Origin of the sequence: Mycobacterium sp. 852002-51057_SCH5723018 (genome assembly GCF_001667035.1) — a bacterium.
Lineage (GTDB): Bacteria > Actinomycetota > Actinomycetes > Mycobacteriales > Mycobacteriaceae > Mycobacterium.
Map to the genome: position 1 here is coordinate 1 of NZ_LZIR01000036.1, position 25,599 is coordinate 25,599.

At 67.5% G+C, this 25,599-nt stretch carries 25 protein-coding genes and 4 pseudogenes; 8 read left to right on the top strand and 21 right to left on the bottom strand.

The genetic code is table 11. From position 1 onward, the window contains the following. From A5764_RS08980 to A5764_RS08995, 4 genes and pseudogenes are all read right to left on the bottom strand, one after another. A pseudogene (locus tag A5764_RS08980) lies at nt 1-89 on the bottom strand (WXG100 family type VII secretion target); the annotation flags it as partial. 119 nt (nt 90-208) lie between these two features. Continuing rightward, on the bottom strand, nt 209-460 hold the full coding sequence (locus tag A5764_RS08985) for a hypothetical protein (RefSeq protein WP_067111852.1): 252 nt from the start codon (nt 458-460) through the stop codon (nt 209-211). Nucleotides 461-845: 385 nt separating this feature from the next. Then, entirely contained in the window at nt 846-2,039 is a 1,194-nt protein-coding gene (locus A5764_RS08990; protein ID WP_067111855.1) for a PPE family protein, read from the bottom strand. A gap of 422 nt (nt 2,040-2,461) precedes the next feature. Further along, on the bottom strand, nt 2,462-3,859 hold the full coding sequence (locus tag A5764_RS08995) for a glycine--tRNA ligase (RefSeq protein WP_197501242.1): 1,398 nt from the start codon (nt 3,857-3,859) through the stop codon (nt 2,462-2,464). A 185-nt stretch (nt 3,860-4,044) separates the two neighbouring features. Here A5764_RS08995 and A5764_RS09000 point away from each other — a divergent pair, with 185 nt between their 5' ends. From A5764_RS09000 to A5764_RS09010, 3 genes are all read left to right on the top strand, one after another. Next, entirely contained in the window at nt 4,045-4,470 is a 426-nt protein-coding gene (locus A5764_RS09000; protein WP_067111861.1) for a helix-turn-helix transcriptional regulator, read from the top strand. A gap of 99 nt (nt 4,471-4,569) precedes the next feature. Continuing rightward, complete coding sequence (locus tag A5764_RS09005; protein WP_067111864.1) at nt 4,570-4,962, top strand: Fur family transcriptional regulator; 393 nt, start codon at nt 4,570-4,572, stop codon at nt 4,960-4,962. 148 nt (nt 4,963-5,110) lie between these two features. Beyond that, the gene (locus A5764_RS09010) at nt 5,111-6,124 is read left to right on the top strand and encodes an alpha/beta fold hydrolase (RefSeq protein WP_067111867.1); all 1,014 of its coding nucleotides are present in this window, start codon (nt 5,111-5,113) and stop codon (nt 6,122-6,124) included. On the opposite strand, the gene A5764_RS09015 is transcribed toward A5764_RS09010, so the two are convergent. The 3 genes from A5764_RS09015 to recO are packed head-to-tail and all read right to left on the bottom strand — an operon-like array spanning nt 6,121 to nt 8,229. Next, nucleotides 6,121-6,549 (bottom strand): hypothetical protein, encoded by a 429-nt coding sequence (locus tag A5764_RS09015; protein WP_067111870.1) that lies wholly within the window; start codon nt 6,547-6,549, stop codon nt 6,121-6,123. The genes A5764_RS09010 and A5764_RS09015 overlap by 4 nt on opposite strands. Beyond that, a complete protein-coding gene (locus tag A5764_RS09020) occupies nt 6,549-7,439 on the bottom strand; it encodes a decaprenyl diphosphate synthase (RefSeq protein ID WP_067111873.1) in 891 nt (296 codons plus the stop codon). The genes A5764_RS09015 and A5764_RS09020 overlap by 1 nt, the downstream gene beginning before the upstream one ends. Then, nucleotides 7,432-8,229 (bottom strand): DNA repair protein RecO, encoded by a 798-nt coding sequence (gene recO, locus A5764_RS09025; protein WP_067111875.1) that lies wholly within the window; start codon nt 8,227-8,229, stop codon nt 7,432-7,434. Before recO ends, A5764_RS09020 begins: the two co-directional genes overlap by 8 nt. A 61-nt stretch (nt 8,230-8,290) precedes the next feature. Between recO and A5764_RS09030 the strand changes: the two genes are divergently transcribed. From A5764_RS09030 to A5764_RS09040, 3 genes are read left to right on the top strand one after another with little or no spacing between them, the layout of a single operon-like run. Beyond that, the gene (locus tag A5764_RS09030; RefSeq protein WP_067111877.1) at nt 8,291-9,787 is read left to right on the top strand and encodes an amidase; all 1,497 of its coding nucleotides are present in this window, start codon (nt 8,291-8,293) and stop codon (nt 9,785-9,787) included. A gap of 48 nt (nt 9,788-9,835) precedes the next feature. Beyond that, nucleotides 9,836-11,494, top strand: coding sequence for a RecQ family ATP-dependent DNA helicase (locus A5764_RS09035; RefSeq protein ID WP_082951596.1), 1,659 nt, complete (start codon nt 9,836-9,838; stop codon nt 11,492-11,494). A 38-nt stretch (nt 11,495-11,532) separates the two neighbouring features. After that, nucleotides 11,533-12,990 (top strand): aminotransferase class I/II-fold pyridoxal phosphate-dependent enzyme, encoded by a 1,458-nt coding sequence (locus tag A5764_RS09040; RefSeq protein WP_067111884.1) that lies wholly within the window; start codon nt 11,533-11,535, stop codon nt 12,988-12,990. 20 nt (nt 12,991-13,010) lie between these two features. Here A5764_RS09040 and A5764_RS09045 read toward each other — a convergent pair whose 3' ends face one another. From A5764_RS09045 to A5764_RS09085, 11 genes and pseudogenes are all read right to left on the bottom strand, one after another. After that, nucleotides 13,011-13,796, bottom strand: a complete 786-nt coding sequence (locus A5764_RS09045; protein ID WP_067111887.1) for an SDR family oxidoreductase — start codon at nt 13,794-13,796, stop codon at nt 13,011-13,013. Nucleotides 13,797-13,805: 9 nt separating this feature from the next. Next, on the bottom strand, nt 13,806-14,951 hold the full coding sequence (locus tag A5764_RS09050; RefSeq protein ID WP_067111890.1) for a glycosyltransferase family 9 protein: 1,146 nt from the start codon (nt 14,949-14,951) through the stop codon (nt 13,806-13,808). Beyond that, nucleotides 14,948-15,157 (bottom strand): DUF2795 domain-containing protein, encoded by a 210-nt coding sequence (locus A5764_RS09055; RefSeq protein WP_231989653.1) that lies wholly within the window; start codon nt 15,155-15,157, stop codon nt 14,948-14,950. The genes A5764_RS09050 and A5764_RS09055 overlap by 4 nt, the downstream gene beginning before the upstream one ends. A gap of 54 nt (nt 15,158-15,211) precedes the next feature. Then, entirely contained in the window at nt 15,212-16,111 is a 900-nt protein-coding gene (gene era, locus A5764_RS09060; protein ID WP_067111905.1) for a GTPase Era, read from the bottom strand. A 79-nt stretch (nt 16,112-16,190) separates the two neighbouring features. Continuing rightward, nucleotides 16,191-16,511, bottom strand: coding sequence for a cytidine deaminase (locus tag A5764_RS09065; RefSeq protein WP_067111908.1), 321 nt, complete (start codon nt 16,509-16,511; stop codon nt 16,191-16,193). Next, nucleotides 16,504-17,805: a hemolysin family protein gene (locus A5764_RS09070; protein WP_067111911.1), complete on the bottom strand. Its 1,302-nt coding sequence runs from the start codon at nt 17,803-17,805 to the stop codon at nt 16,504-16,506. The genes A5764_RS09065 and A5764_RS09070 overlap by 8 nt, the downstream gene beginning before the upstream one ends. Further along, nucleotides 17,802-18,335: an rRNA maturation RNase YbeY gene (gene ybeY, locus A5764_RS09075; RefSeq protein ID WP_067111914.1), complete on the bottom strand. Its 534-nt coding sequence runs from the start codon at nt 18,333-18,335 to the stop codon at nt 17,802-17,804. Before ybeY ends, A5764_RS09070 begins: the two co-directional genes overlap by 4 nt. An 18-nt stretch (nt 18,336-18,353) precedes the next feature. Next, nucleotides 18,354-18,692, bottom strand: a pseudogene (locus tag A5764_RS29295) (PhoH family protein); the annotation flags it as partial. A 258-nt stretch (nt 18,693-18,950) separates the two neighbouring features. Further along, nucleotides 18,951-19,646: pseudogene (locus tag A5764_RS30025) on the bottom strand (LAGLIDADG family homing endonuclease); the annotation flags it as partial. Continuing rightward, nucleotides 19,635-20,345: pseudogene (locus tag A5764_RS29305) on the bottom strand (PhoH family protein); the annotation flags it as partial. The pseudogenes A5764_RS30025 and A5764_RS29305, both read right to left, overlap by 12 nt. A gap of 97 nt (nt 20,346-20,442) precedes the next feature. Continuing rightward, complete coding sequence (locus tag A5764_RS09085; RefSeq protein WP_067111919.1) at nt 20,443-21,069, bottom strand: TetR/AcrR family transcriptional regulator; 627 nt, start codon at nt 21,067-21,069, stop codon at nt 20,443-20,445. Between the two features lie 90 nt (nt 21,070-21,159). Here A5764_RS09085 and A5764_RS09090 point away from each other — a divergent pair, with 90 nt between their 5' ends. Further along, nucleotides 21,160-21,903, top strand: coding sequence for a maleylpyruvate isomerase family mycothiol-dependent enzyme (locus A5764_RS09090; RefSeq protein WP_082951597.1), 744 nt, complete (start codon nt 21,160-21,162; stop codon nt 21,901-21,903). 110 nt (nt 21,904-22,013) lie between these two features. On the opposite strand, the gene A5764_RS09095 is transcribed toward A5764_RS09090, so the two are convergent. From A5764_RS09095 to hrcA, 3 genes are all read right to left on the bottom strand, one after another. Further along, nucleotides 22,014-22,784, bottom strand: a complete 771-nt coding sequence (locus tag A5764_RS09095) for a 16S rRNA (uracil(1498)-N(3))-methyltransferase (protein WP_067111921.1) — start codon at nt 22,782-22,784, stop codon at nt 22,014-22,016. 24 nt (nt 22,785-22,808) lie between these two features. Beyond that, entirely contained in the window at nt 22,809-23,954 is a 1,146-nt protein-coding gene (dnaJ, locus tag A5764_RS09100) for a molecular chaperone DnaJ (RefSeq protein ID WP_067111923.1), read from the bottom strand. 82 nt (nt 23,955-24,036) lie between these two features. Continuing rightward, nucleotides 24,037-25,080 (bottom strand): heat-inducible transcriptional repressor HrcA, encoded by a 1,044-nt coding sequence (hrcA, locus tag A5764_RS09105; RefSeq protein WP_067111943.1) that lies wholly within the window; start codon nt 25,078-25,080, stop codon nt 24,037-24,039. Nucleotides 25,081-25,243: 163 nt separating this feature from the next. On the opposite strand from hrcA, the gene A5764_RS09110 reads away from it, so the two are divergent. Then, the gene (locus A5764_RS09110; protein ID WP_067111925.1) at nt 25,244-25,558 is read left to right on the top strand and encodes a type II toxin-antitoxin system VapB family antitoxin; all 315 of its coding nucleotides are present in this window, start codon (nt 25,244-25,246) and stop codon (nt 25,556-25,558) included. The last annotated feature ends 41 nt before the right edge of the window (nt 25,559-25,599 follow it).

Here is a 25,599-nt window from a genome sequence, read left to right on the forward strand (position 1 = left end):
GCCTCATCCTCAACAGTCTGAGCGTGGACCTCAAAACGGCCCGCCATCGCCCGCATCTGGTGCGGGTCAGTCATAAAGCGTGTTGCCATGTTGCCTTTCTCCTTCTGGATGATGGTTTTTCAGTTGTCCTACAGGTCGGCCGTCGTAACTGGCTGCTACGCGGCATGTAAGCCTTTGCGCGTGAAACTCCGACAGGCTTGGCCCTCTTTCAACCGGCCGCCGGAGAAGTCGGTATCACGCTGGTAGTGCGGGGCAGATCGAAACGGGGCTCGGCTTCGCCTTGCCACTCGCTCCACTCGCCCCATTCGTCCATGCCGGCGTCGGTCGTCTCCGGGCTCAGCCCGTCGGGCGCCGTTTCGCCGGCGTCGGAGCCCTCTTCGGGCTCCGGTGCCCAATGGTCATAGTCATCCGGCGGAACGGCCACGCCCCATTTGAGCGGAACCGATAGGCCGCCGAGCATCCCCGACTCACCCCGAATCGCCGACACCGCATCGTCGGGCAGCGGCGAACCAAGAGGCAATAACACACTGCCCCCTTCCACAGCCGTTCTCATACCCTCGCGCTCGGTGGCGAAGTGATCACCGCCAAGCACTCCGAATCGTAAGCCAATCCTGAAGACAATATCCGGGATTGATCGATTTCGCTCTATTAAGAACATGTAGATTCGGTGACCGGACAGATCGCGGACCTTCTGCGCGAGGCGGCCAGACGAAGGAGGCTGCCGGCCGGCGACACGCCGAAGGCGCGGGCAACACCTTATCCCCCTGGGATGTTGCCCGCGCCCTTGGCGGTTCATGAGGCCCAACGAGACCACCTGACGGCGCCGTTGGTGCCGATTGCTCGACCTATCCGACCCCGGTCCGCGGCACCACGCTGGGCCGAGACTGCACCACATGGTTCGGGCTGGCACCGCCGCGGCCAAGCATTCCGCCCTGCGCGCCGGCGCCGCCCATGCCACCCATCGGCATCGGCATCATCGGCATGCCGCCGCCCGCCGGCGCGCCAGCCGCCGCTGCGGCGTTGGACATCTCGGAACCCATGCCCGACATCGCCGTACTGACCATCCGGGCGGGCGTCGATCCCTGCCACGTCGGGGGCACGGACATGGCCCCGACCAGGCGGGCCTTGCCCAGGCCCGCCGAGGCGCCACCCAAGCCACCCATCCCGGCACCGCCGCCCAGCCCCTTCATGGGGGAGGTGTCGCCCACGAACTTCGGCATTCCGGCGGCGGAGTTCGCTCCAGCCAGCGCGGCCGCCGGATTGGCGCCCATTCCTGCCTGGGCGGCCATCATGATCGGCGACATCATCATGCTCACCGGGGTCATTCCGACCTGGGCGACCGTCGAAAGGGATGACACCGGCACGGCCGAGGCCAACGACGACACCTGCGTCGCTGCCCCCATGGCGGCCGTGATGGGGGTAGCAAGCGCACCGCTTGCTCCCGACGCCAAGGTTGCGGCCTGGGACGCCACCCCGGCCAGCGGCGCCGCCAGCTGCGAGAGGCCCGCCAGCCCCAACGGCGGGGTGGCGAACGACGGCAGAGCCGCCGCCACCGACGCCGCCCCGGCGTGGTAGCCGAGCATCGCACCCACGTCCTGGGCCCACATCTCCATGTACTCGAACTCGGTCATGAAAATGGCCGGTGTGTTCTGGCCCAGGATGTTCGTCGCGATCAGCGCCATCAACTGGACGCGATTCGCCGTCACCGCCGCCGTGGGTATGGTCGCCGCCAACGCGGACTCAAACGCCGTCGCTGCGGACCGGGCCTGAGCGGCCGCTGATTCGGCTTGCCCGGCGGCCGAGCTCAACCACCCGACGTACGGCGTGGCCGCGGCGGCCATGGAGGCGGACGACGGGCCCGCCCACGGCCCGCTGGTCAACCCACTGACCACCGACGAGAACGACGATGCAGCGCCCGCCAGGTCGGCGGCCAGGCTGTCCCAGGCCGACGCAGCGACGTACAACGGCCCCGAACCCGCGCCGGCGAACATCAGCGCCGAGTTGATCTCGGGCGGGAAGAACGTAAAAGCAGGAACCATCACAACCCCAACACGTCCAGCCGCCTCAGCGGCTCTTTTGTCCACATAGCCAACGTCCACCTGCGGCGACTAGACAGCTGCCTAGGGCCACTGCTGGATCGTATGTCAATTCTCAACCGAAAATCCCGCGTTTCGCGAAATCAATTCCCGAACCGGACAGCCGACGGGGCGATGTAAAGACACCTGTCAAAAACCTGGCAATCGACAGCTGCCGGCGAGGGCGGCCGGCCGGTGACAACCAGGGCCGACCCGGCCGTGCGGAAGATGAACAATCGCCGAACGCGTGCCGCTCGCGTACCAATTCTTGCTTGTTCTTAGTTCTTGCTTGTTCTTAGTTGCGGACGACGGTAAGCGCAATTTCACCGAACCGCCTTTGCTGAATGGCGCGCCAATTGCCGGCTTGATAAGCCGGGGTTCGGGCGCTAACAGCCCTTCAGCCGGGTGGCCAGATAGTCGGCGACGGCGCCTATCGCGACGCGGTCCTGCGTCATGGCGTCGCGCTCGCGCACGGTGACGGCGTCGTCGTCGAGCGAGTCGAAGTCCACGGTCACGCAGAACGGCGTCCCCACCTCGTCCTGGCGGCGGTAGCGCCGCCCGATGGCGCCGGCGTCGTCGAACTCGATGTTCCAGGATTTCCGCAATTCGGCAGCCAGGTCGCGGGCCTTGGGGCTGAGGTCGGCGTGCCGCGATAGCGGCAGCACCGCGGCCTTGACCGGCGCCAGCCGCGGGTCCAGCCGAAGGACCGTACGTTTTTCCATGCCGCCCTTGGCATTCGGGGCTTCGTCCTCGGTGTAGGCGTCGATCAAAAACGCCATGAACGACCGCGTCAGTCCGGCCGCCGGTTCGATGACGTAGGGCGTGTAACGGGTGTCATTGACCTGGTCATAGAACGACAGGTCAACCCCGGAATGCTTTGCGTGCGTTGACAAGTCGAAGTCCGTCCGGTTTGCGACGCCTTCCAGCTCGCCCCACGGATTGCCCAAGAAGCCGAACTTGTACTCGATGTCGACGGTGCGGTCGGAGTAGTGCGACAGCTTCTCCTTGGGGTGCTCGTAGAGCCGCATGTTCTGCGGGTCGATGCCGAGGTCGACGTACCACTGCAGGCGGGTGTCGATCCAGTACTGATGCCACTCCTTCGCGGTCGACGGCTCGACGAAGAATTCCATCTCCATTTGCTCGAACTCGCGGGTGCGGAAGATGAAGTTGCCCGGGGTGATCTCATTGCGGAAACTCTTGCCTATTTGCCCGATTCCGAATGGCGGCTTCTTGCGAGCCGTGGTCACGACGTTGGCAAAGTTGACGAAGATGCCCTGCGCGGTTTCCGGCCGCAGGTAGTGCAGGCCCTCCTCGGTTTCGATGGGGCCGAGGTACGTCTTGAGCATCATGTTGAACTCGCGTGGCTCGGTCCACTCCCCCTTGGTGCCGCAGTCGGGGCAGACGATCTCGGTCATCGGCACCGAATCCGGATCGGCGATCCCCTTCTTGGCCGCGTAGGCCTCCTGCATGTGGTCCTGGCGGTGGCGGTGGTGACAGTTCAGGCACTCGACCAGCGGGTCATGGAAGACCTCGACGTGGCCGGAGGCCACCCAGACCTGGCGCGGCAGGATGATCGACGAATCGAGGCCGACGACGTCGTCGCGGCCGGTGACCACCGCGCGCCACCACTGCCGCTTGATGTTCTCCTTGAGCTCCACGCCCAGCGGGCCGTAATCCCACGCCGATTTGGTGCCCCCGTAGATCTCGCCCGAGGGATAGACGAAGCCTCGCCGTTTGGCCAGGTTCACTACGGTGTCGATGACGGACGCCACGGGGCGGTGCACTCCCTTTCGGATCGAGGCAGACGGGTGCGGCGGCGGATCGCCGCTCGCAAAACATCAGCAATGGTATCGACCAGCGGCGCGGTCTTTGACATGCGTCATCATGCATGTGACAGTGGAAGGTGATCGTCTTTTCAAATGACGGGCACTCCCGATATCCCGGCGCTTCTCGAGGTGATGACTCTCCCATGGCGATGTCCCCCTCCGCCTCCTCGGTGCCGACTGCTGCCGACGGCGACATGGGAGACCTCGGCGTGGTGGCCCACGAGCACGGTGGGGCCGGCGCCGGTGAACACTCGCCCTTCCCTGACTATCCCGTGCCGCCGTCGCGGGAGATTCTCGATGCCGCCGGCGAGCTGCTGCGCGCGCTGGCGGCGCCGGTGCGGATCGCGATCGTGCTGCAGCTACGCGAGTCGCACCGCTGCGTGCACGAACTGGTCGATGCGCTCGGGGTGCCACAGCCGCTGGTCAGCCAGCATCTGAAGATCCTGAAGGCGGCCGGTGTGGTTGCCGGCGAGCGATCCGGCCGCGAGGTGCTCTACCGGCTCGCCGACCATCACCTCGCGCACATCGTCGTCGACGCCGTGGCCCACGCCAGCGAGGAAACTCCGTGACCCGCGCCGGCGACGAAGCAGCGCGCAGCCATGAGGAGGAACGGCGTAGATGACCGTCGGCGACGAAGCAGCGCGCAGCCATGAGGAGGAACGGCGTATATGAGTGGCGCGAGCGTGCGTTCCACCCGTCAGCGGGCGGCGATATCGGCGCTGCTGGAGACGCTCGACGACTTCCGCTCGGCCCAGGAACTGCACGACGAGCTGCGGCGCCGGGGCGACAACATCGGTCTGACCACGGTCTACCGCACGCTGCAGTCGATGGCGGCGGCGGGACTGGTCGACACCTTGCGTACCGACACCGGCGAGTCGGTCTACCGCAGGTGCTCGGAACATCATCACCACCATCTGGTGTGCCGAAGCTGCGGTTCCACCATCGAGGTGGGCGACCACGAGGTCGAGGAGTGGGCGGCCGAAGTGGCCGCCAAATACGGGTTCTCCGACGTCAGTCACACCATCGAGATCTTCGGAACGTGCACGGAGTGCGGTTCCTAGGCTGAACCGAGCCGGCTCGTGCGGCGTGTTTTTCACAACCGACAAAAAAGTTCTGACAAAAAGTGTCCGATACGCGCCCGCCGCGTGCTCCTACCCGTGAGTGGCCCACAGGCCGAGGCCAGCAGAACTCAAGGGAAGTGAGAACACAATGCGGAACCACGCACTGCCCCCCGCGGGCCTCCACTTGCGTCCGGTACGGGACGTCGAGCCACCGTCACTGCAATTCCGCACGATCCACGGCTACCGCCGCGCCTTCCGGATCGCAGGTTCGGGACCGGCTCTGCTCCTGATCCATGGCGTCGGCGACAACTCCAAGGCTTGGGAAGCCGTGCACGCCAAGCTTGCGCAACGGTTCACCGTGATCGCGCCGGACCTGCTGGGCCATGGCGAGTCGGACAAGCCCCACGCCGACTACTCGTTGCCGGCTTTCGCGAACGGCATGCGCGACCTGCTCGCCGTGCTCGGCATCGACCGTGTGACCGTGGTCGGTCATTCTTTCGGTGGCGGCGTCGCGATGCAGTTCGCCTATCAATACCCGGAACTGGTCGAGCGCATCGTGCTGGTGAGCGCCGGCGGCGTGGCGAAGGACGTAAGCATCGCGTTGCGGTTGGCGGCGATGCCGATGGGCAGCGAGGCCCTGGCCACGCTGCGTGCGCCCGGCGTGATGCCCGCGATCCGACTGTTGGGGCGCGCTATCGGAAAGGCGTTCGGGTCCACCCAGTTCGGGCGCGATACCGGCGATATCGTGGGCCTGCTCGAGGGTTTCCTGGAGCCCCGCGCACTGTCGGCGTTCGCGCGCACCTTGCGGTCGGTGGTGGACGCGCGCGGCCAATACGTCACCATGTTGGACCGTGCCCATCTGGTGCAACACATTCCGGTGCAGGTGATTTGGGGCGAAGACGACCCCATCATCCCGGTCGAGCATGCGCGGACCGCCCATGCGGCGATCCCCGGGTCGCGCCTCGAGATCTTCGAAGACTCCGGGCACATTCCGTTCAACGATCACCCGGATCGCTTCGTCGAGGTCGTCGAACGGTTCATCGACTCGACCCGCCCGGCGTACTACGACCAAGAGCTGGTGCGCGAGCTGCTGCGGGACGCGGCGAGCGCGGATGTTGCCGGCGCGCCGGTCGCCGTCGCCCCGGCCGAGGCGGTGTCCTAGCCCGTCAGCGCACGGCGTATCTCGGCACCCGTGTCCAGCACCAACAGGACCAGGGTGCGCAGGGCGTCGTCGGTAAGGCCGCCACCGGGGAAGTTGTAGCGCAGCATCACGTCGGCGACTTTGGCCGAACTCTTTCCCGAATTGCGCCGCACGGCCTTGTCGCTGACCTTCTCGAGCACCGTCACGCTGCCGAAGTTACTGTCGTGCGCCTGCTTGGCGACCTGGTCGCTGATCTTCTTGGTCAGCGGAAGATCCCAGGCCAATATCTGCGTCAGGGATATCAGGTCGAGGTCCTCGGCGATGGTCACGACTCGCAGCGACGCCAGCGTTCCGCTGTGGCGCAGCGTAATCGCGCCGTCGGGTTCCTCCTCGACGGGAAGGACGTCGCGAAGTATGGCGGCCAACCGCTCCTGCAGCGACGGCACTAGGCGCTCCCGAACCTTCGATTGCGGTCCGCGTATTCTTCACAAGCCGCCCACAGATCGCGACGGTCGTAGTCGGGCCAGAGCTTGTCCTGAAAGATGTACTCGGCGTAGGCCGCCTGCCACAGCATGAAATTGCTGGACCGCTGCTCCCCCGATGTCCGAAGGAACAGGTCGACGTCGGGGATGTCGGGTCGCTGCATATGGCGCGAGATGGTCGACTCGTTGACCCGCTCGGGGTTGAGCCTGCCCGCCGCGGCCAACCGCGCGATATCCCTTGCGGCGTCAGCGATTTCGGCACGGCCACCATAGTTCACGCAGTAATTGACCGTGATGACGTCGTTGCCCCGCGTCATCGCCTCGGCGATCGCCAGTTCATTGATCACGCTGCGCCAAAGGCGGGGCCGCGACCCCACCCAACGGATCCGCACCCCGATCGTGTTGAGGTTCACGCGGCGCATGCGCACCACGTCGCGATTGAACCCCATCAGGAAGCGGACCTCCTCGGGCGAACGCTTCCAGTTCTCGGTGGAAAAGGCATACAGGCTCAGCCACTTGATGCCCAATTCGATTGCGCCGCAAACGATGTCGATCACCACCGCCTCGCCCGCCTTGTGTCCGTCGGTACGACTCAGCCCGCGTTGGGTGGCCCAGCGCCCGTTGCCGTCCATCACGATGGCGACGTGGCCGGGCAAACGGTCGGCCGGGATCAGGGGCGCGGCCGCCTTGGAAACGTGCTGGGGTGGCCGGCGCGGGCCACCGTCGGCGGACGGCGGCAGCTCCGGGAAGACGACCGGCCAGGTCGACTTGTCGGGGAAGACCGGGTAATCGTCGGGCGCCGGAGGCAGCTGCGGGAAGTCGGTTGACTTCAGCCCGCGCTCCGCTTTAGCCACAGGCCGTATCCTGCCCGATCAGCGCTGCGCGCCGTTCGGCGATGGTGCGGTCGACCTGATAGTTACGCTCCACCAGCGGCAACGTCTTGAGCTGCCGTTCCAGGTGCCATTGCAGATGTGCGGCGACCAGGCCGCTGACGTAGCTGCGGTGCGATGGGGGCGCCTGCTCGGCGGACTCCCAATCGCCGTCGTGCAGCGCAGACATCAGGTCCAGCACACCCGGCGGCGGCGTGGTCGAGCCGGGCGGGCGGCAATGCGTGCAGACGCTGCCCCCGGCTGCGACGTGAAACGCCCGGTGCGGACCGGGTGTGGCGCACCGGGCGCACTCGGTCAGCGCCGGCGCCCAGCCGGCGATGCCCATGGCCCGCAGCAGGTAGGCGTCCAGCAGCAGGTCCCGGGGCCGGCGCCCGTCGGCCACCGCCCGCAGCGCGCTCACCGTGAGCCGGTGCAGAGCCGGGGCCGGGGCCCGCTCCTCGCCGGCGAGGCGTTCGGCGGTTTCCAGCATCGCGCATCCGCAGGTGTACCGGCCGTAGTCGCTGACGATGTCGGTGGCGAACGCGTCGATGGAAACGACCTGGGTGACGATGTCGAGGTTGCGGCCGGGGTGCAGTTGCGCGTCGATGTGAGCAAACGGCTCCAGCCGTGCGCCGAATTTGCTGCGTGTGCGGCGTACACCCTTGGCCACCGCGCGAACCAGCCCGTGATCGCGGGTCAGCAGGGTGACGATCCGGTCGGCTTCGCCGAGCTTGTGCTGGCGCAACACCACAGCTCGGTCTCGATATAGCCGCATCACAATATTTTTGCACCCCGCCGCGACATTGCCGGTATCCGCGCCGTTAGTCTCGTACCCCGTGATTGGCGCTTCCGGGTCCGTTACCGGGTCCACTTGGGGATCCGGCAGCCAGCGCCTGCCCACGCTCACTGACCTGCTCTACCAGCTGGCCAGCCGCTCGGTGACGTCGGTCACCCTGGTGCGCCGCTCGCTGCACGCCATCCATGAAAGCCAGCCGACGCTCAACGCGTTCCGGGTGGTGCTCACCGAGTCGGCGGTGGCCGACGCGGCGGAGGCCGACCGCCGGCGGGCGGCCGGCGACACCGCCCCGCTGCTGGGCATACCGATCGCGGTCAAGGACGACGTCGACGTCGCCGGCGTGCCGACCGCCTTCGGCACCGAGGGATATGTCCCGGCCGCCACCCACGATTCCGAGGTGGTTCGGCGCCTGAAGGCCGCCGGCGCGGTCATCGTCGGCAAGACCAACACCTGCGAACTGGGCCAGTGGCCCTTCACCAGCGGACCGGGGTTCGGACACACCCGCAATCCGTGGTCGCGGCGGCACACCCCGGGCGGATCGTCGGGCGGCAGCGCCGCCGCGGTGGCCGCGGGCCTGGTCACCGCGGCGATCGGGTCCGACGGCGCCGGCAGCGTGCGGATCCCGGCGGCGTGGACGCACCTGGTCGGCATCAAGCCGCAGCGCGGCCGCATCTCCACCTGGCCGCTGCCCGAGGCGTTCAACGGCATCACGGTCAACGGGGTGCTGGCCCGCACGGTCGCCGATGCGGCGCTGGTGCTGGATGCCGCGTCCGGAAACGTCGAGGGTGACCGGCACAAACCGCCCCCGATCAGGGCGTCCGACTATGTCGGGATCGCGCCCGGTCCGCTCAACATCGCGCTCTCGACGCGGTTTCCCTACACCGGTTTCCGGGCCAAGTTGCACCCCGATATCCTCGCCGCGACGAAAGCAGTGGGCAGGCAGCTCGAGCTGCTCGGCCACACCGTGGTGCCCGGCAATCCCGATTACGGCCTGCGGTTGTCCTGGGACTTCCTCGCCCGGTCCACCGCGGGCCTGCGTGAATGGGAGGAGCGCCTCGGCGACGGCGTCATCCTGGACCCCCGCACCCTGGCCAATCTGCGGATCGGCCACGTGATGGGCGAAGCGATCCTGCGCAGCGCGCGCCGCCACGAGACGGCCGCCCAGCGCCGGGTGGGCTCGATCTTCGACATCGTCGATGTGGTGCTGGCACCGACCACCGCCCAGCCGCCGCCGCTGGCGCGCGCCTTCGACCGGTTGGGCGGTGTGGGCACCGACCGCGCCATGATCGCCTCGTGCCCGCTGACGTGGCCGTGGAACGTGCTGGGGTGGCCGTCGATCAACGTGCCGGCCGGATTCACCTCCGAGGGTTTGCCAATCGGCGTGCAGTTGATGGGCCCAGCAAACAGCGAGGGGATGCTCATCTCGCTGGCCGCCGAGCTGGAGGCGGTCTGCGGCTGGTCGACCAGGCAGCCGCCGGTGTGGTGGAACGCCGGCGCCGACGTGCCCCCCGCCGGCGCGCCCCCACCGGGAAGGTGAGGTGGCGGTCGAACCCCGGCGCCGTTTGCCGACTCCGACACCGGGTAGTTGACGGCAGTGAAAAAACTGGCCGACGATACCCTGGACCTCGACTCCGTGGCGCTCAGTCAGTTCGGCTGGGAGCAGCTGACCGACGACCAGCGCGAGGCGATGCATGCGGTGCTGCGCGGCCGCGACCTGCTGGCCGTGATGCCCACCGGCTCGGGCAAGTCGGCGATCTACCAAGTCCCGTCCCTGCTGACCGACGGGGTGACGCTGGTCGTGTCGCCGCTGATCGCGCTGCAAGACGACCAGATCACCGCCATCGAGGAGTGCGGCGCGGGCACCGCCGTCGCCATCAACTCGGGGTTGCGGGCGGCGGAGCGCCGACGCAGCTGGGAAGCCGTCGAGCGGTGCGAAGCGGACTTCGTCTTCATCGCGCCCGAACAGCTGGCCAACGACGACGTGGTCGAAAGGCTGCGCGCGGCCGGGCCGTCCCTGATCGTCGTGGACGAGGCGCACTGCGTCTCGGCGTGGGGACATGACTTCCGGCCGGACTATCGACGGCTCGCCGACGTATTCCACCGACTCGGCGAGTCGATCCCGTACGTCGCATTGACCGCGACCGCGTCGGTGGTCGTGCGCCGCGACATCGTGGACCGTCTCGGGTTGCGCGACCCCGCCGTAGTGGTCGGTGGGTTCGATCGGCCCAACCTGCGTCTGATTGTCGAGCGCCACCCGGACGCCGGGGACAAGCGGCGCGCGGTGCTCGATGCGCTGCCCGGGTTGCCGGGCCCGGGACTGCTGTATGTGGCGACGCGCAAGGATGCCGAGTCGTACGCGGAAGACTTGCGCGCCAAGGGGCTTGCCGTCGCGGCCTACCACGCGGGCATGTCGGCGGCCGACCGTGACGAGGTGCACGCGGGCTTCCGCGACGACGAGTACGAGATCGTCGTGGCCACATCGGCGTTCGGGATGGGGATCGACAAACCCAACGTGCGTTTCGTCGCGCACGCCTCGGCCCCCGATTCGCTGGACAGCTACTACCAGCAGATCGGCCGCGCCGGTCGCGATGGCGAGGACGCGCTGGCATTGCTGTTCTACCGTCCCGAAGACCTTGGGCTGGCGCGGTTTTTCACCGCGGGCCGCCCCGACGAACGCCTGCTGCGGGCCGTCTACGAAGCGCTGAAAGGATCCGGCCCGCTCCGACTGAAGGATCTGCGCCAGCGACTCGAGGTCCGCGGGCGCAAGCTGACCAACGCGATCAACATGCTCGACGCGGCCGGGGCGGTTCGATCGACGCGCAAGGGTTTCGTGAACACGAAAATGTCCACCGATGCGGCCGTGGCCGCCGCCGCGGAAACGGCCGAGCTGCGCGAACGCGTCGATCTCAGCCGGGTTGAGATGATGCGTGGATACTCCGAAACACGCTCCTGCAGAAGGGTTTTCCTACTTTCCTACTTCGGCGAGTACCTGCCTAGCCCGTGCGGCAATTGCGATCGGTGCATCCATGCCGCCACGCCTGACGACGTCGGAGTCGAAGAGCCGGCGCTACCCGTCGATACCGACGTGCGGCATCGGGAATGGGGCGCCGGCGTGGTGATCGGCGGCGATGGGCAACGGATCACCGTGCTGTTCGAGGAATTCGGTTACCGGACATTGTCGATGGCCGCGGTGCGCGAACACGGGCTGCTCGAGGTCACCGACCCGATCGCCGAGCCGGCGTGAGGGGAGTTAGCCCGTGACAACGCGGGTACCCCCACGCCATGGACCAATCTGATGCTCCACTGCTAGATGCGCTGGTCGACTACCACGACAAGAACCGCTATGGGTTCACGCCACCTGGCCACCGGCAGGGCCGTGGCACGGACGACCGGGTCTTGGCTGTGCTGGGCCGCGAGCCGTTCCTCGACGACGTGCTGGCCAGCGGCGGGCTGGACGACCGCAAGACCAGCAACGAATACCTGAAGAATGCCGAGGACCTCATGGCCCAAGCCGTGGGCGCCGACATCGCATGGTTCTCCACCTGCGGCAGCTCCTTGTCGGTGAAGGCCGCGATGATGGCCGTGGCCGGCGGCGACGGCAGCCTGCTGGTCGGCCGGGACAGCCACAAATCCGTGGTGGCGGGCCTGATCTTCTCCGGCGTGCAGCCGCGCTGGATCACGCCCCGCTGGGACGCCGAGCGTCATTTTTCGCACCCGCCCTCGCCGCAACAGGTGGAGGAGGCCTGGGCGAAGTACCCAGATGCCGCCGGTGCGCTCGTCGTGAGCCCCAGCCCGTACGGCACCTGCGCCGACATCGCCGGGATCGCCGAGGTGTGCCACGCGCGCAACAAGCCGTTGATCATCGACGAGGCGTGGGGCGCGCACCTGCCGTTCCACGAGAATCTGCCCACCTGGGCGATGGATGCCGGCGCGGACGTCTGTGTGGTCAGCGTGCACAAGATGGGCGCCGGTTTCGAACAGGGCTCGGTGTTTCATCTGCAGGGCGACCGCATCGATCAGGACCGCCTGTCGGCCTGCGCGGACCTGCTGATGACCACCAGCCCCAACGTCATGGTCTATGCGGCGATGGACGGATGGCGGCGGCAAATGGTCGAGCACGGTCACGACTTGCTCGGCGCCGCATTGGATCTCGCGACGCAACTGCGTCAGGAGATCGAGCTGATCCCGGACGTGGAGGTACTCGACGACGAATTGCTCGGGGTGCAGGCATCCCACGACCTGGACCGGTTGCAGGTGATGATGGACGTGTCGGCAACGGGCACCTCCGGTTATCAGGCCGCCGACTGGCTGCGCGCGAACACCCACGTCGACGTCGGGATGAGCGATCACCGCCGCATCCTGGCGACCCTGTCCTTCGCCGACGACAAGTCCACCGCAAGCCGCCTCACCGAGGCGCTGCGGGCGTGGCGCAAAGCGGCCGACGGCTTCGATCGGCCGCCGCGGATCGACCTGCCCTCACCCGAGCAGCTGCAGTTGGACAACGTCTGCCCGCCGCGCGACGCGTTCTTCGGCCGCGTCGAGGCGGTGCCCTGCGACCGGGCAGCGGGTCGCATCGCCGCCGAACAGGTCACGCCGTATCCCCCCGGCATTCCGGCCGTCGTGCCGGGAGAGCGCCTCAATGACGCGGTGCTGGACTACCTGTGCTCAGGCGTTCGCGCCGGCATGAACGTCCCGGACGCGGCGGACCCGTCGCTGAAGACCGTCCGGGTCCTCGCCTAAGCGGACCCGAGTGGCGGCCGCTATTGGCCGCGCGGCCTCGAGAGGACCCGGTTGCCAACGGCTTTGACCTGATCGGGCAAGACGTGGTTGGCCACGCCCATGGCCTTGGTGAAGATCGAGCCGGCCACGACCTTCTGATCCCCGCGCATCAACGCCTCGAACCCTTGCCGGGCCACCTGGGCGGGATCGTCCTTGGGCCCCTTCCCCATCAGTGAGTCAATCATTTTCGCGCGGTTGAAGAAGTTGGTGTCGGTCGGACCGGGCATCAGCGCCGTGATGGTGATTGCGGTGTCACGCAATTCGTCACGAAGCGCCTCGGCGAACGACTGGACGAAGGACTTCGACGCGTTGTACACCGGCTGATACGAGCCCGGCATCTGCGAGGCGATCGATGACGTGAACAGCACCTTGCCCACACCGCGATTCGCCATGTCGCGCAGCACCAGCTTGGCCAGATGCACGGTCGAGCGCACGTTGAGATCGACGATGCTGAGGTCGTCGGCGAGCTCGCTTTTCAGAAACATCTCGCCGCGGCCAATTCCGGCGTTGAGGGCCGCAGCGGCCAGCACACGGTCGCCTTCAATCGTGCTCTGGTACAAGTGCTCAACCCCTTCGGGGGTGCGCAGGTCCACCTGAACCGGCTGCACGGCCGCGCCGTACCGCGACAGCTTCCCGGGTACGTCTTTGATGGCATCGCCTTCGGCAGCCACGACGAGGTCGTAGCCGTGTTCGGCGAACTGCTTGGCCAGTTCGAATCCGATGCCGCTGGATGCGCCGGTCACCAGCGCCAATTGTGGTTGCGTCATACGCGACGGCTACCCGTCGCGGATGCCGGGAAACCCCGCTAACCCGGGAAACCCTTTGTCTAGCAGCTCGTCTACCTCGTTGAGCACCTCGTCGACCGCGACATCGGCCACGAACGAGACGTCGTGTCCGCACCGCGGCATCTCGGTTCTTGTGCAGGCTTGGCCACAGACGGGACAGTGAACGGTCCACGACATGAACATGCGGTGTCGTGCCCGGCCAAGGGGTCCCGCGTGAGACGCGTTGCCGACCCAATAGATTCCCACAGTCGCCGTACCGACCGCCTGCGCAAGATGCCGTATCCCACTGTCGTTGCCCACCAGCACATCGCTGCGGGCAAGCACGCCGGCCAGCGTCGGCATGTCCATCGCGTCGAGGAGCAGCAGCCGACCATCGGCGCCGCCCAGCACGCTGACTTTGGCCGCGATGTCGCGCAGCAGCCGTCGTTCCGCCCGGGTACCGATGAGCGCCACTCGCCGGCCCTCGTCGATGCAGCGCTCGGCCAACGCGGCGAAGTGCTCCGGCGGCCAACGGCGGCGCGGATCACGCGCCCCGGGATGCAAATTCACCGTGGGCATCTCGGACTCCGGCAGCACCGACTGCGACTTGGCCAGGTCGGCGTCGGTCACCTCGATGCGCGGCGTCACGGACGCGACGGGCGCCCCGGCCAGCCCGGCCACCTCCAGCCACCGCATCACCTCGTGCTGGTACGGGCGGTACGGCAGCCACCGGGTGAGCGGCGACGCGTCCAGGGTGCGGGTACCGACAGTCCAGCGCGGCTTTAGGCCCAGCAGAAAGGGATTGGACCATCGGCCGCCCCCGTGCAACTGCACTCCGAGGTCGATCGGCCGGTCCGCGACCAATCGGCGAAACGCGTTGAGCGGCATCGCTTCGCCGGGCCCGTCGTTCGGTCCGTGTACCCCACGTGCGTAAGGCAACCCCACCGCGCGGTCGATCGGTGACGGCCGGCCGGTCAGCAAGGCGGCGTTGTTGGGCGCGCAGAGCACCACGATCTCGGCGTCGGCGTAGGCCGCCTTCAGGGCCTCAATCGCCGGCAGGGCGGACAGCAGGTCACCGAGCCCTCCGCCGCGCAGCACGACGATGCGTTCGACGTCTGGCCACCGCTCACCGAGCGGACCGACCGCCGTTGGCGTCAAACCGCTTCAGGAGTTCGAGCCGCCGAGCGCGTCCTCGCCCCGAACTCCTGCATGACGGCGCTGGGCCCGTCGAAGCTGTCCTTCTTCAGCCCGCGCAGGGTCTCGACGAGCTCGCTGCCGGCGCCCTGCCGCTCAGCGTGGTGGGCCAGGTCCTGCGGCGACCCGGGGTAGTCGAATCCGGACAGAGACTTTTGAACTTGGGTCACTTGGAATGCCATGGCTAGCCGCCTACCCGCTAGGGGGTCGGAAAAACATGATCGTCAAAAACCAAGCCGACCGAGCTGTTTAGGGTCGCTCTGCCAGTTCTTGGCAACCTTGACGCGCAGCTCGAGGTACACCTTGCTGCCCAACAGCTTCTCGATCTGGCCGCGCGCGGCGGTGCCCACTTCGCGCAGCCGGGCGCCGTCCTTGCCGATGACGATGCCCTTCTGGCTGTCGCGCTCGACGTAGAGGATCGCGTGCACGTCGATCAGGTCGTCGCGCCCCTCCCGCGTGGTGACCTCGTCGATGACCACCGCCAGGGAATGCGGCAGCTCGTCGCGGACTCCCTCCAGGGCGGCTTCGCGGATGAATTCGGCCATCAGCACCTCCTCGGGCTCGTCGGTCAACTCACCGTCGGGGTAGTACGCGGGACCTTCCGGCAATGCGGCGGCGAGGACCTCGATCAGCACGTCGACCTGCTCGCCGCTGGCCGCCGACACCGGAACGATTTCGGCCGAATCGCCGACCAGCTCGCTGACGGCGACCAGCTGCGCGGCCACCCGGTCCTTGGGCACCTTGTCGATTTTGGTGACGATGGCCACGAGCGTCGTCTTGGGTGCGATCGCGCGAACCTGTTCGACGATCCACCGGTCGCCCGGCCCGATCACCTCGTCGGCCGGGATGCACAACCCGATCACGTCGACCTCGGCGTAGGTGTCGCGGACCAAATCGTTGAGCCGCTTGCCCAGCAGGGTGCGCGGCCGATGAAGGCCCGGGGTGTCGACGAGGATGATCTGAAAGTCGTGGCGGTGCACGATCCCGCGAATGGTGTGCCGGGTGGTCTGCGGTCGCGTCGAGGTGATGGCCACCTTGGTGCCGACGAGGGCGTTGGTCAGCGTCGACTTGCCGGTGTTCGGCCGACCGACCAAACAGACGAAACCGGAACGGAATTCAGTCATCGCGCGACCTGACCCGTCGCCGAACGTGTATCTATTGCGAATTTCGGCTCAGTTTTTCGCAGTGACTGCGCGTTCGGCGTCACAACAGGTTCCCGGCGCGGTCGGTGACGATGATGACCGCCGTCGGTGACAGTTCGCGCACCGCGGCGATCCCCGGATCGTCGGCGGATCCCACCACCAGGACGGCGGCCTCCAACCCGGTCGCGCCACTGGACGCGGCCGCGGCCACCGCGGCCTGCAGGCCGGTCAGTTTGAGGCTCGACAAGCCCACCGGCGCAGCGGCATACGTGCGCCCGTCGACGTCCCGGACCGCGGCGCCGCTGCCGGCTTCGGCGCGGGCCATCGCCGCCCGCGCCAGTGTGACCAGCTTGCCGTCCTCGGCATCCAGCTGCTCACTCATGATCGTCTCCAGGCTCCGAACCGTCCGATTCGACCGGGCTGAGCAAAACGGTGTTGATCCGCACCCGCCCGCGATGATCCGGGCCGCCCTCGGCGCGCAACCGCAACCCGTGCGACACCACCTCGGCGTCCGGCAATGGGACCCGACCCAATTCCAGCGCCAGCAGGCCGCCCACGGTGTCGACGTCGAGGCCGTCGTCGAATTCCATCCCGTACAGCTCCCCGACATCCTCGATCGGCAGTCGCGCCGAAACGCGGAATCGATTGTCGCCCAACTCCTCTACCGGCGCCGTCTCCGCCTCGTCGTATTCGTCGGCGATCTCACCGACGATCTCTTCCAGCACGTCTTCGATGCTGACCAGGCCGGCTATAGCGCCGTACTCGTCCACCAGCAGGGCCATGTGGTTGCGGTCGCGCTGCATTTCGCGCAGCAGCGCATCCAGCGGTTTGGAGTCGGGCACGAACACCGCCGGGCGCATCACCTGCGACACCTTGGTGTCCCGGCCGCCGTTGGGTGACAAGAACGTGTGTTGCACAAGGTCTTTCAGGTACACCACGCCGACGACATCGTCGACGTTCTCGCCGATCACCGGGATCCGGGAATGTCCGCTGCGCACCGCCAGGTTCGTCGCCTGGCCGGCGAACTTGTCACTTTCGATCCAGATCATCTCGGTGCGCGGGACCATCACCTCGCGGGCCGGGGTGTCGCCGAGCTCGAAGACCGACTGGATCATCCGGCGTTCGTCGGCGGCGACTACGCCGCGCTGCTGAGCCAAGTCGACGACTTCGCGCAGTTCGATCTCGGACGCGAACGGACCGTTGCGCAGGCCGCGGCCGGGCGTCAGGGCGTTACCCAGCACCACCAGCAACCGGCTGATCGGCATCAACAACCACGAAATCGCCCGCAGCGGAAGGGCGGTCGACAGCGAAATGGAATAGGCGTGTTGGCGGCCAAGGGTGCGGGGGCCCACGCCGATGACGACGAAGCTGGTCACCACCATGATGGTGGCCGTCCCGAACAACGCCCACGTCATGCCGAAGTTGTCGTAGAGGAACACCACCAGCAATACGGTCGCGGTGATCTCGCAGACGATGCGCAGCAGCACGACCAGGTTGATGTAGCGCGGGCGCTCGCTCACCACGGCGCACAGGGACACCGCTCCGGGCCGCTCGTCGCGCACCAGTTCCTGCACGCGGGCCAGCGACACCGTGCTGATGGCCGCGTCGATCGCCGCGAAAAGGCCGCCCAATGCGATCAAGGCGATCGCGCCGAGCAGTTGAGACACGCCGGTCAATTGTCGAAATACCTTGACTTGTCGAGCAATCGGCGGTCCCGCTCCTCCTGGCGATCCTGCTGGTAGGCCTCGACCTGTTCGGCGACCCACTCTTCGAGCAATCGGTCCTGTAGGGCGAACATCTCCTTTTCCTCGTCCGGCTCGCCATGGTCGTAGCCGAGCAGGTGGAGCACGCCGTGAATCGTCAACAGCGCCAACTCATGTCCCAGGGTATGGCCCGCCGCGGCCGCCTGCTGGGCGGCGAACTCCGGACAAAGCACGATGTCGCCCAGCATCGACGGCCCCGGCTCGGGCGCGTCGGGGCGGCCGCCCGGCTCGAGCTCGTCCATCGGGAAGCTCATCACGTCGGTCGGTCCGGGCAGGTCCATCCAGCGCATGTGTAGGTCCGCCATCGCCGCGGTGTCCAACAGCACCATCGAAAGCTCGGCGCTCGGGTTGACGTCCATTCTGGCGATCACAAACCGCGCGACGCTGACCAGTTCTGCTTCCGAGACGTCGATGCCCGACTCGTTGGAAACTTCAATGCTCATAAATGCTCACCGCACTCATCATCGACGACTGCGGGCCGAGGATGCGCGCCGAGCCGCCCGGTTCATCCCGGCGCCGGGCTCCTCGTAGCGGGCGTAGGCATCGACGATCTCCGAGACCAGCCGGTGGCGCACAACGTCGACGCTGGTCAGCTCGGCGATGTAGATGTCATCGACGCTGTCGAGGATCTCGACCGCCGACCGCAGGCCGGATCGGGCGCCGCCGGGGAGGTCGATCTGGGTCATGTCCCCGGTGACGACGACCTTCGAACCGAAACCCAGCCGGGTGAGGAACATCTTCATCTGTTCGGCGGTGGTGTTCTGCGCCTCGTCGAGCACGATGAAGGCGTCGTTCAGCGTGTTGTGCGTCAGCAAGAAATCCTCGGTGACGTACAGGGAATCCGCTGCCGCGACCCGGATGCACACCGCCTCTTCGGTGCCCGCCGGCTCGATCCGGTCGATGAAACGCATGGGTCGGCCGCCACCGGCGGCGTCGTATTTCGTGGCTTTGCGCGCCAGCCGGAACGGGACGACGCCCTGCGGCAAGCGGATGTCGAGGACGTCCGCATCGGATCGGTGATGGACGTCGCGGCCGCGCGCAAGTCCGGGCTTCCGTCCTTCGGCCGCCCTGGTCCGCCAATAGACCACGCCGCCCAGCGACTGAACCAGGAACACCACGTCATCGCGGAGTCGGGCCGAGACCGTCGTGAACTGGATCCGGCACGTCCGGCCTAGCTGGGTGACCGGGCCGCCGTCGGAGTCGAGCAGACCCTGCAACACCGCCAGCCGCACATCCGTTGAGTTGAACAGGTAGTCCGTGGGAATGAACTTGGTGTTCGAGAGCCGTCCTAAAGACTCGGCAAGCTCTGGATCGCGTGTCGCGAAACCCGGTGTCGTCGTGCACGTCACGCATCCGTCCCCCAGCAGCAGGCCGAGCGCGTAGGGATCGAGGGGCACACGACGGGCGGCAAAGCACACCGGGGCGCTCAACAGAGGCAGCTCGTAGCGGTGGTAATGGGCCGCGCGGAGGTTGCCGATCATCTCTTTGGTCTGCAGCACGCGCGGCGGCTTCCCAGAGCTTCGGTCCTTGCGGGTGTACACCGACCACAGATGATCGCCCGAGGCCAGCGTCGAAGAACCGTCCTGGGTGAAGACCCGGTAAATCTCCTTGAAACCCTGCGGGTAGACACCCAAGACTTCCGTCGGGCGTCCATCGGAACCGATCACCAAATCCCCGACCTGGAGGTCACCGATCGCCCGGAAGCCGTTGGGAGTCAACACCTTAGTGAACACCGGCTGCGCTCTACCCCGCATGTACGCAAGCGGCGCGACCTCGATGACCCCGGCAGACATGAGCTTCGGGATCAGCTCGGCGTCCATCATGTCGTACAGCGCGTCATAGAGCGGGCGCAGATAGGGATCGATCTTCTCGCTCAGCGTGCCCGGCAAAAAGCCAAGGCGCTCACCGGCTTCCACCGCCGGCCGGGTCAGGATGATGCGGCTCACCTGCTTGGTCTGTAGCGCGTGGACGGCCTTGGCCATGGCCAGATACGTCTTGCCGGTGCCGGCCGGGCCGACGCCGAAGACGATGGTGTTGGCGTCGATGGCGTCGACGTAGCGCTTCTGGTTCAGGGTCTTGGGCCGGATCGTGTTGCCGCGTCGCGACAGGATGTCGAGTGTGAGCACCTCGGCGGGCGACTGGTTGCCGGTCCCGACCAGCATGGCGACGCTGTGGCGCACCACCTCCGGCGTCAGCGGCTGGCCGCTGGCCACGATGGCGACCAGTTCCGAGATCGCCCGCTCGGCGAGCGCGACGTCGGCCGGCTCACCGGAAAGGGTGACAGCGTTGCCCCGCACATGCAGGTCGGCGCTGAGGGTGCGTTCGAGGGCGCGCAGGTTTTCGTCTGACGAGCCGAGCAAGCCCACGACGAGGTCGGGCGGAACATCGATGCTGCTACGAACCTGAGCAGAGGCCGAAGATGCGCCAGCAGCGCTGGTTTCGCGGGGCGTCACGTGGTTTCCGATACCTGCTTCCTCGGCTTATCAGGGCTTGTCAGGGGCCATGCTCAGCTGCCTCAGTCTACGCCGGGGGTCCGGGTTGGTCAGCTCTCTAGACGTCGCTTGCGCTGAGGGCCCCGATCAACCGGTCGATGACCGCGCCGGCCTCCTGACGTGCCGTGTCATGATCTTCTGCCCGCGCCAGGTAGAGGGTGGCCTCGCGCATGGCGCCAAGCATCGTCAGCGCGGTCGCTTCGATAGGCTGCGGCGGGATGCGGCCGCTCTCGATGGCGCTGGAAAGCAGCGCGCGCACCAACCCGATGTTGTAGCGGTTGCCGATCTCGGTCCACCGCGTCCAACCGAGCACCGCAGGGGCATCCACCAGCGCGATGCGCTGGATTTCGGGATCGGAGCAGGCGTCCAGCCAGAAAGCGGCGCCCAGCCGCATGACCTCTATCGCGTCGGTTTCACCGGCTGCTGCGATGGCCTCGCCCATGCGGGCGGCGACCTCCCCCTCGACTTGCTCGAACACGGTCGCGAACAGCTCGGTCTTGTCGGCGAAGTGGTGATAGAGCGCGCCGCGGGTCACGCCGGCCGAGCGCACGATCGCCTCGAGGGCCACTTCTGAGAAACCTTGGGCGGCGAACAACGGCCGCGCCGCGGCGATCAGCGCCTCCCGTGTCTCCGCGGAGCGCTCTGCCTGGGTTCGGCGGTCGTCGTTCAATCTATTGCCTTTCATACATACTGTATGTAGGTTCATACATACCGTATGAATCTCGCTCTCAAGGTAGCAGCGGGACGGCCGAACCAAGGGAAGGGACACGGTGAGATGAGCTCAGCGATACAGGCCATCGAGGCGGACCGCGCGGCGCTGCTGGCGATTTTCCCCCAGCTAGGAGACTCCGCCTGGGCCCAGGCAAGCGGATGCCCGGGCTGGTCGGTGCGAGACGTGGTGTCCCACATGGCTTGCAGTTTCTGGCTGGCGGTCGACCCGTCGCGGTTGCCCGATCCCGGAGGCCTGCCCGCGGAGCGGGCCGCGGACTTGTATGTCGAGTCGCGCCGCTCGATGACGTCCCAGGAGATCGTCGACGACTACGAGGCGGTCAGCTTGAAAGGCCTCGAGGTCCTCGCCGCGACGGAGAGCCAAGACTTCGAGGTGCCGCTTGGCGATGTCGGGACCTATCCCGCGTCGGTGATACCGACGGCGTTCGCCTTCGAGCACTACGTACACATCAGGTACGACCTATTGCAGCCGCACGGCCCGCTGCAGGCGGAGGCTCCCGCTTCCGACGGACTGCGGCTTGAACCGACCGTCGACTGGATCGAGGCGGCGTTACCCCAACAGAACGGCGACCTCCTGCAGCGCATCGATGGCCGGGTGGAGGTTCGGCTCACCGGGGCCTGCGAGCGCACGCTTTGCATCGGCGATGGTGAGGTGACCGCCCAAATCACTTCGGACGCCGACGCATTCGTGCAGTGGGTGACGCAACGAGGCACCTGGGAAGCGCTCGGCGTGCAGGCCGAAGGAGACCGATCAAACCTGGAGATCGCACGCCAGCTGAGCGTGTTCTGAAGCGGCTTCACCGAGACTGAAACCACGCACAGCTGCGCCGGCGTGTCGTGTGCGAGTTTTCAGTGTCGCGGCGGCGCGCCCCCAGACGCGCCAGCGCGCGGGCACCATACTCATTCGCCGCCGTCTAAACCGGCAGAATCCCAGCGCGGCGTGAGCACCCCCAGCGCGCCCAGCGCCACCGCGGCGGCCGTCGACGTCCGCAGCACCTGGGGGCCGAGGCGGACGGCGACCGCGCCGGCGTCGGTCAACGCGGCGATCTCCTCCGGCGCGATGCCGCCTTCCGGACCGACCACGAACCACACCGAATCCACTTGGGCCACATGGATATCCGCAATCCGCTCGGTCGCCGACTCGTGCAAGGCCAGCACCGCCGATCCGGCGGCGACCTGCTCGCGGACCCGCCGGGTCAGCTCGGCACTGGACAGCACTCCGTGGACCGCCGGGATGTGCGCCCGCCGGGATTGCCGGGCCGCCGAACGGGCGACGGCACGCCACCGGCGCAGACCCTTGTCGACCCGGGCGCCCTCCCAGTTGGCCACGCATCGGGCCGCCCGCCACGCCAGGAACGCGTCGGCGCCGGCTTCGGTGGCCAATTCGATGGCCAGCTCGGAGCGGTCGGACTTGGGCAGCGCCTGCACCACCGTGACCGCCGGGCGGCCCGGTGCGACGCTCCAGCGCCCCAGCACCCGCGCCCGCAGACCGTCGCGCCCGGCGTGCTCGACCTGGCAGCGGGCCAGGCCGCCAGTGCCGTCGCCGAGCACCAGTTCCTCGCCGGGCCGGATGCGCCGCACGGTGGCCGCGTGGAAGCCCTCGTCGCCGTCGACGACGGCCAGCGCGCCGGGATCGGGCAGTGCGTCGACATAGAACAGCGTCGCCACCATCGCGCGGCCCCTGGCAGTTCCCGACTAGCGCCCGGTGAAGGTCTCGCGGAGCCGGCTGAACAGCCCTCCGCCGGCGTGCGTCGAGCGGACCTCGGCCAGATCGCGGTTGCGGCGGCTCTTCAGCTCGCGCAGCAGTTCGGCGTCGTGGTGATCCAGCCGGCTGGGCACCACCACCTCGACGTGGACATGCAGATCGCCGCGGACACCAGACCGCAGGTGCGGCATCCCGTGGCCCCGCACCGTGATGACCGTGCCGGGCTGCGTGCCCGGCGGAATCGTGATCTCGCTCTTGCCGTCCAGGATCGCGTCAACTGTGACGCTGACGCCCAGCGCCGCGTCGACCATCGGCACCGAAACCGTGCAGTGCAGGTCGTCGCCCTCGCGCACGAAGATGTCGTGGGCCTGCTCGTGGACCTCGACATAGAGGTCGCCGGCCGGCCCTCCCCCGGGCCCGACCTCGCCCTGGGCGGCGAGGCGTACGCGCATGCCGTCGCCGACACCGGCGGGAATCTTGACGCTGATCTCGCGGCGGGCCCGCACCCGGCCGTCACCCATGCACTGGTGACACGGGTCAGGGATGACCACCCCGACGCCCCGGCAGGTGGGACATGGCCGAGACGTCACCATCTGGCCCAGCAGAGACCGTTGCACCGTCTGGACCTCGCCGCGACCACCGCACGTGTCGCAGGGGACCGGCACTGAGTCGGCGTTGGTGCCCTTGCCCTGGCATCGATCGCACAACACCGCGGTGTCGACGGTGACCTGCTTGGTCACGCCGGTCGCGCACTCTTCGAGATCCAGCCGCATCCGCAGCAGGGAGTCCGAACCCGGCCGCACCCGTCCGATCGGGCCGCGCGAGGCCGAGCCCGCGCCGAAGCCGCCGCCGAAGAACGCCTCGAACACGTCACCCAGGCCGCCGAAGCCGCCGAAACCGCCCGCCGATGCGGCGGCGTTCTCCAGGGGGTCCCCGCCCAAGTCGACGATCCGGCGTTTCTCCGGATCGCTCAGCACCTCATAGGCGGCGCTGATTTCCTTGAACTTCGCCTGCGCGGCCTCGTCCGGGTTGACGTCGGGATGCAACTCGCGCGCCAGCTTGCGGTACGCGCGCTTGATGTCCGCATCGCTGGCGTTCCTGCTCACGCCGAGCAGCCCGTAGTAATCGCGTGCCACGCCTGACCTTCCTAGGCCTTTCCAGAGGCCTTTTCAGGCCGCACTGCAACGGCCGTCCAGAAACTCCTTTGCGGGTGCGCTTTCATCGGGCACCCAGCACTTCGCCGATATAGAGAGCAACCGCAGCGACGCTGGCGATAGTTCCCGGATAGTCCATCCGGGTGGGCCCGAGGACGCCCATGCCGCCGTACACGGTATCCGAGGTGCCATACGCGGTGGAAACCACCGAGGTCCCCGCCATCTGCTCGGCGGCCGTTTCGTGACCGATGCGGACGGTCACCTTGCCGGCTTCCTGCTGCGCCGCCAGCAACCGCAGCACCACCACCTGCTCCTCGAGGGCCTCCAGGATGGACCGCAACGAACCACCGAAATCCGCGGCGTTGCGGGTCAGGTTGGCGGTGCCGCCCATCAGCAGGCGCTCTTCGGTGTGCTCCACCAAAGACTCCAGCAGCACCGTCGCCGAGCGGCCCACGGCGTCGCTGAGGCTGCTGGCCGGCCCGCTCCGGCCGACGAGCTCCCCGGCCAGGTCGGCGACCGCCGTCGACGCCGCCGTGAGCCTCTTGCCCACCAGCGCCTGGCTGAGCATCTCGCGCAACTGGCCAAGCTGATGGTCGTCGATGATGTCGCCGAGTTCGACGATGCGCTGGTCCACCCGGCCGGTGTCGGTGATGACCACCATCAGCAGCCGGGCCGGCGTCAGCGCGATCACTTCCAGATGGCGAACCGTCGACGTGGACAGCGTCGGGTACTGCACCACCGCCACCTGGCGCGTCAGCTGGGCCAACAGCCGCACCGCCCGGCGCAGCACGTCGTCCAGGTCGACACCGGACTCGAGGAAGCTCAGGATCGCGCTCCGCTCGGCCGAGGACAGCGGCTTGACGTCGTGGAGGCGATCGACGAACTCGCGGTAGCCCTTTTCGGTCGGCACCCGTCCCGAGCTGGTGTGCGGCTGGGCGATGTAGCCCTCAGCCTCGAGCACCGCCATGTCGTTGCGGACGGTAGCGGACGACACGCCCAAGTTGTGACGCTCCACCAAGGTCTTCGAACCGATCGGTTCCTTGGTGGCGACGAAGTCGGCGACGATGGCGCGCAGTACCTCGAAACGACGGTCGTCGGCGCTTCCCATCAGCTCCACCTCCTTGATCGCGTCCATTTTACGGGGTCAAGCGGGACGGACTGCCATTCGGCGGGCGGCTGACGGCGACCACCGCCGAGTTCCCGACTAGCCTGTCCAACATGTGTCCATCGGACCGAAGCGCAGCCTCCTGGAAGTGCGCGTAACTCCGCCAATGATTTTCAAGGGCGTGCGCGACGGCAAGCCGTATCCCGATCACGGGCTGTCCTACAAGGACTGGTCCCAGATACCGCCGCGGCAGATCCGGCTTGACGAATTGGTCACCACGACGACGGTGCTGGCGCTGGACCGCCTGCTGTCCGAGGACTCGACCTTCTACGGCGATCTCTTCCCGCACGCGGTGCGGTGGAGGGGCATCACCTACCTCGAGGACGGGCTGCACCGCGCCGTGCGCGCCGCGCTGCGGAATCGCACCGTGCTGCACGCCCGGGTGTTCGACATGGACATGCCGCTGCGGCAGCCGACGTAGCTCTGGGGCGCGGTCACGTTTGTGCGTCGCCGGGTGTCGAC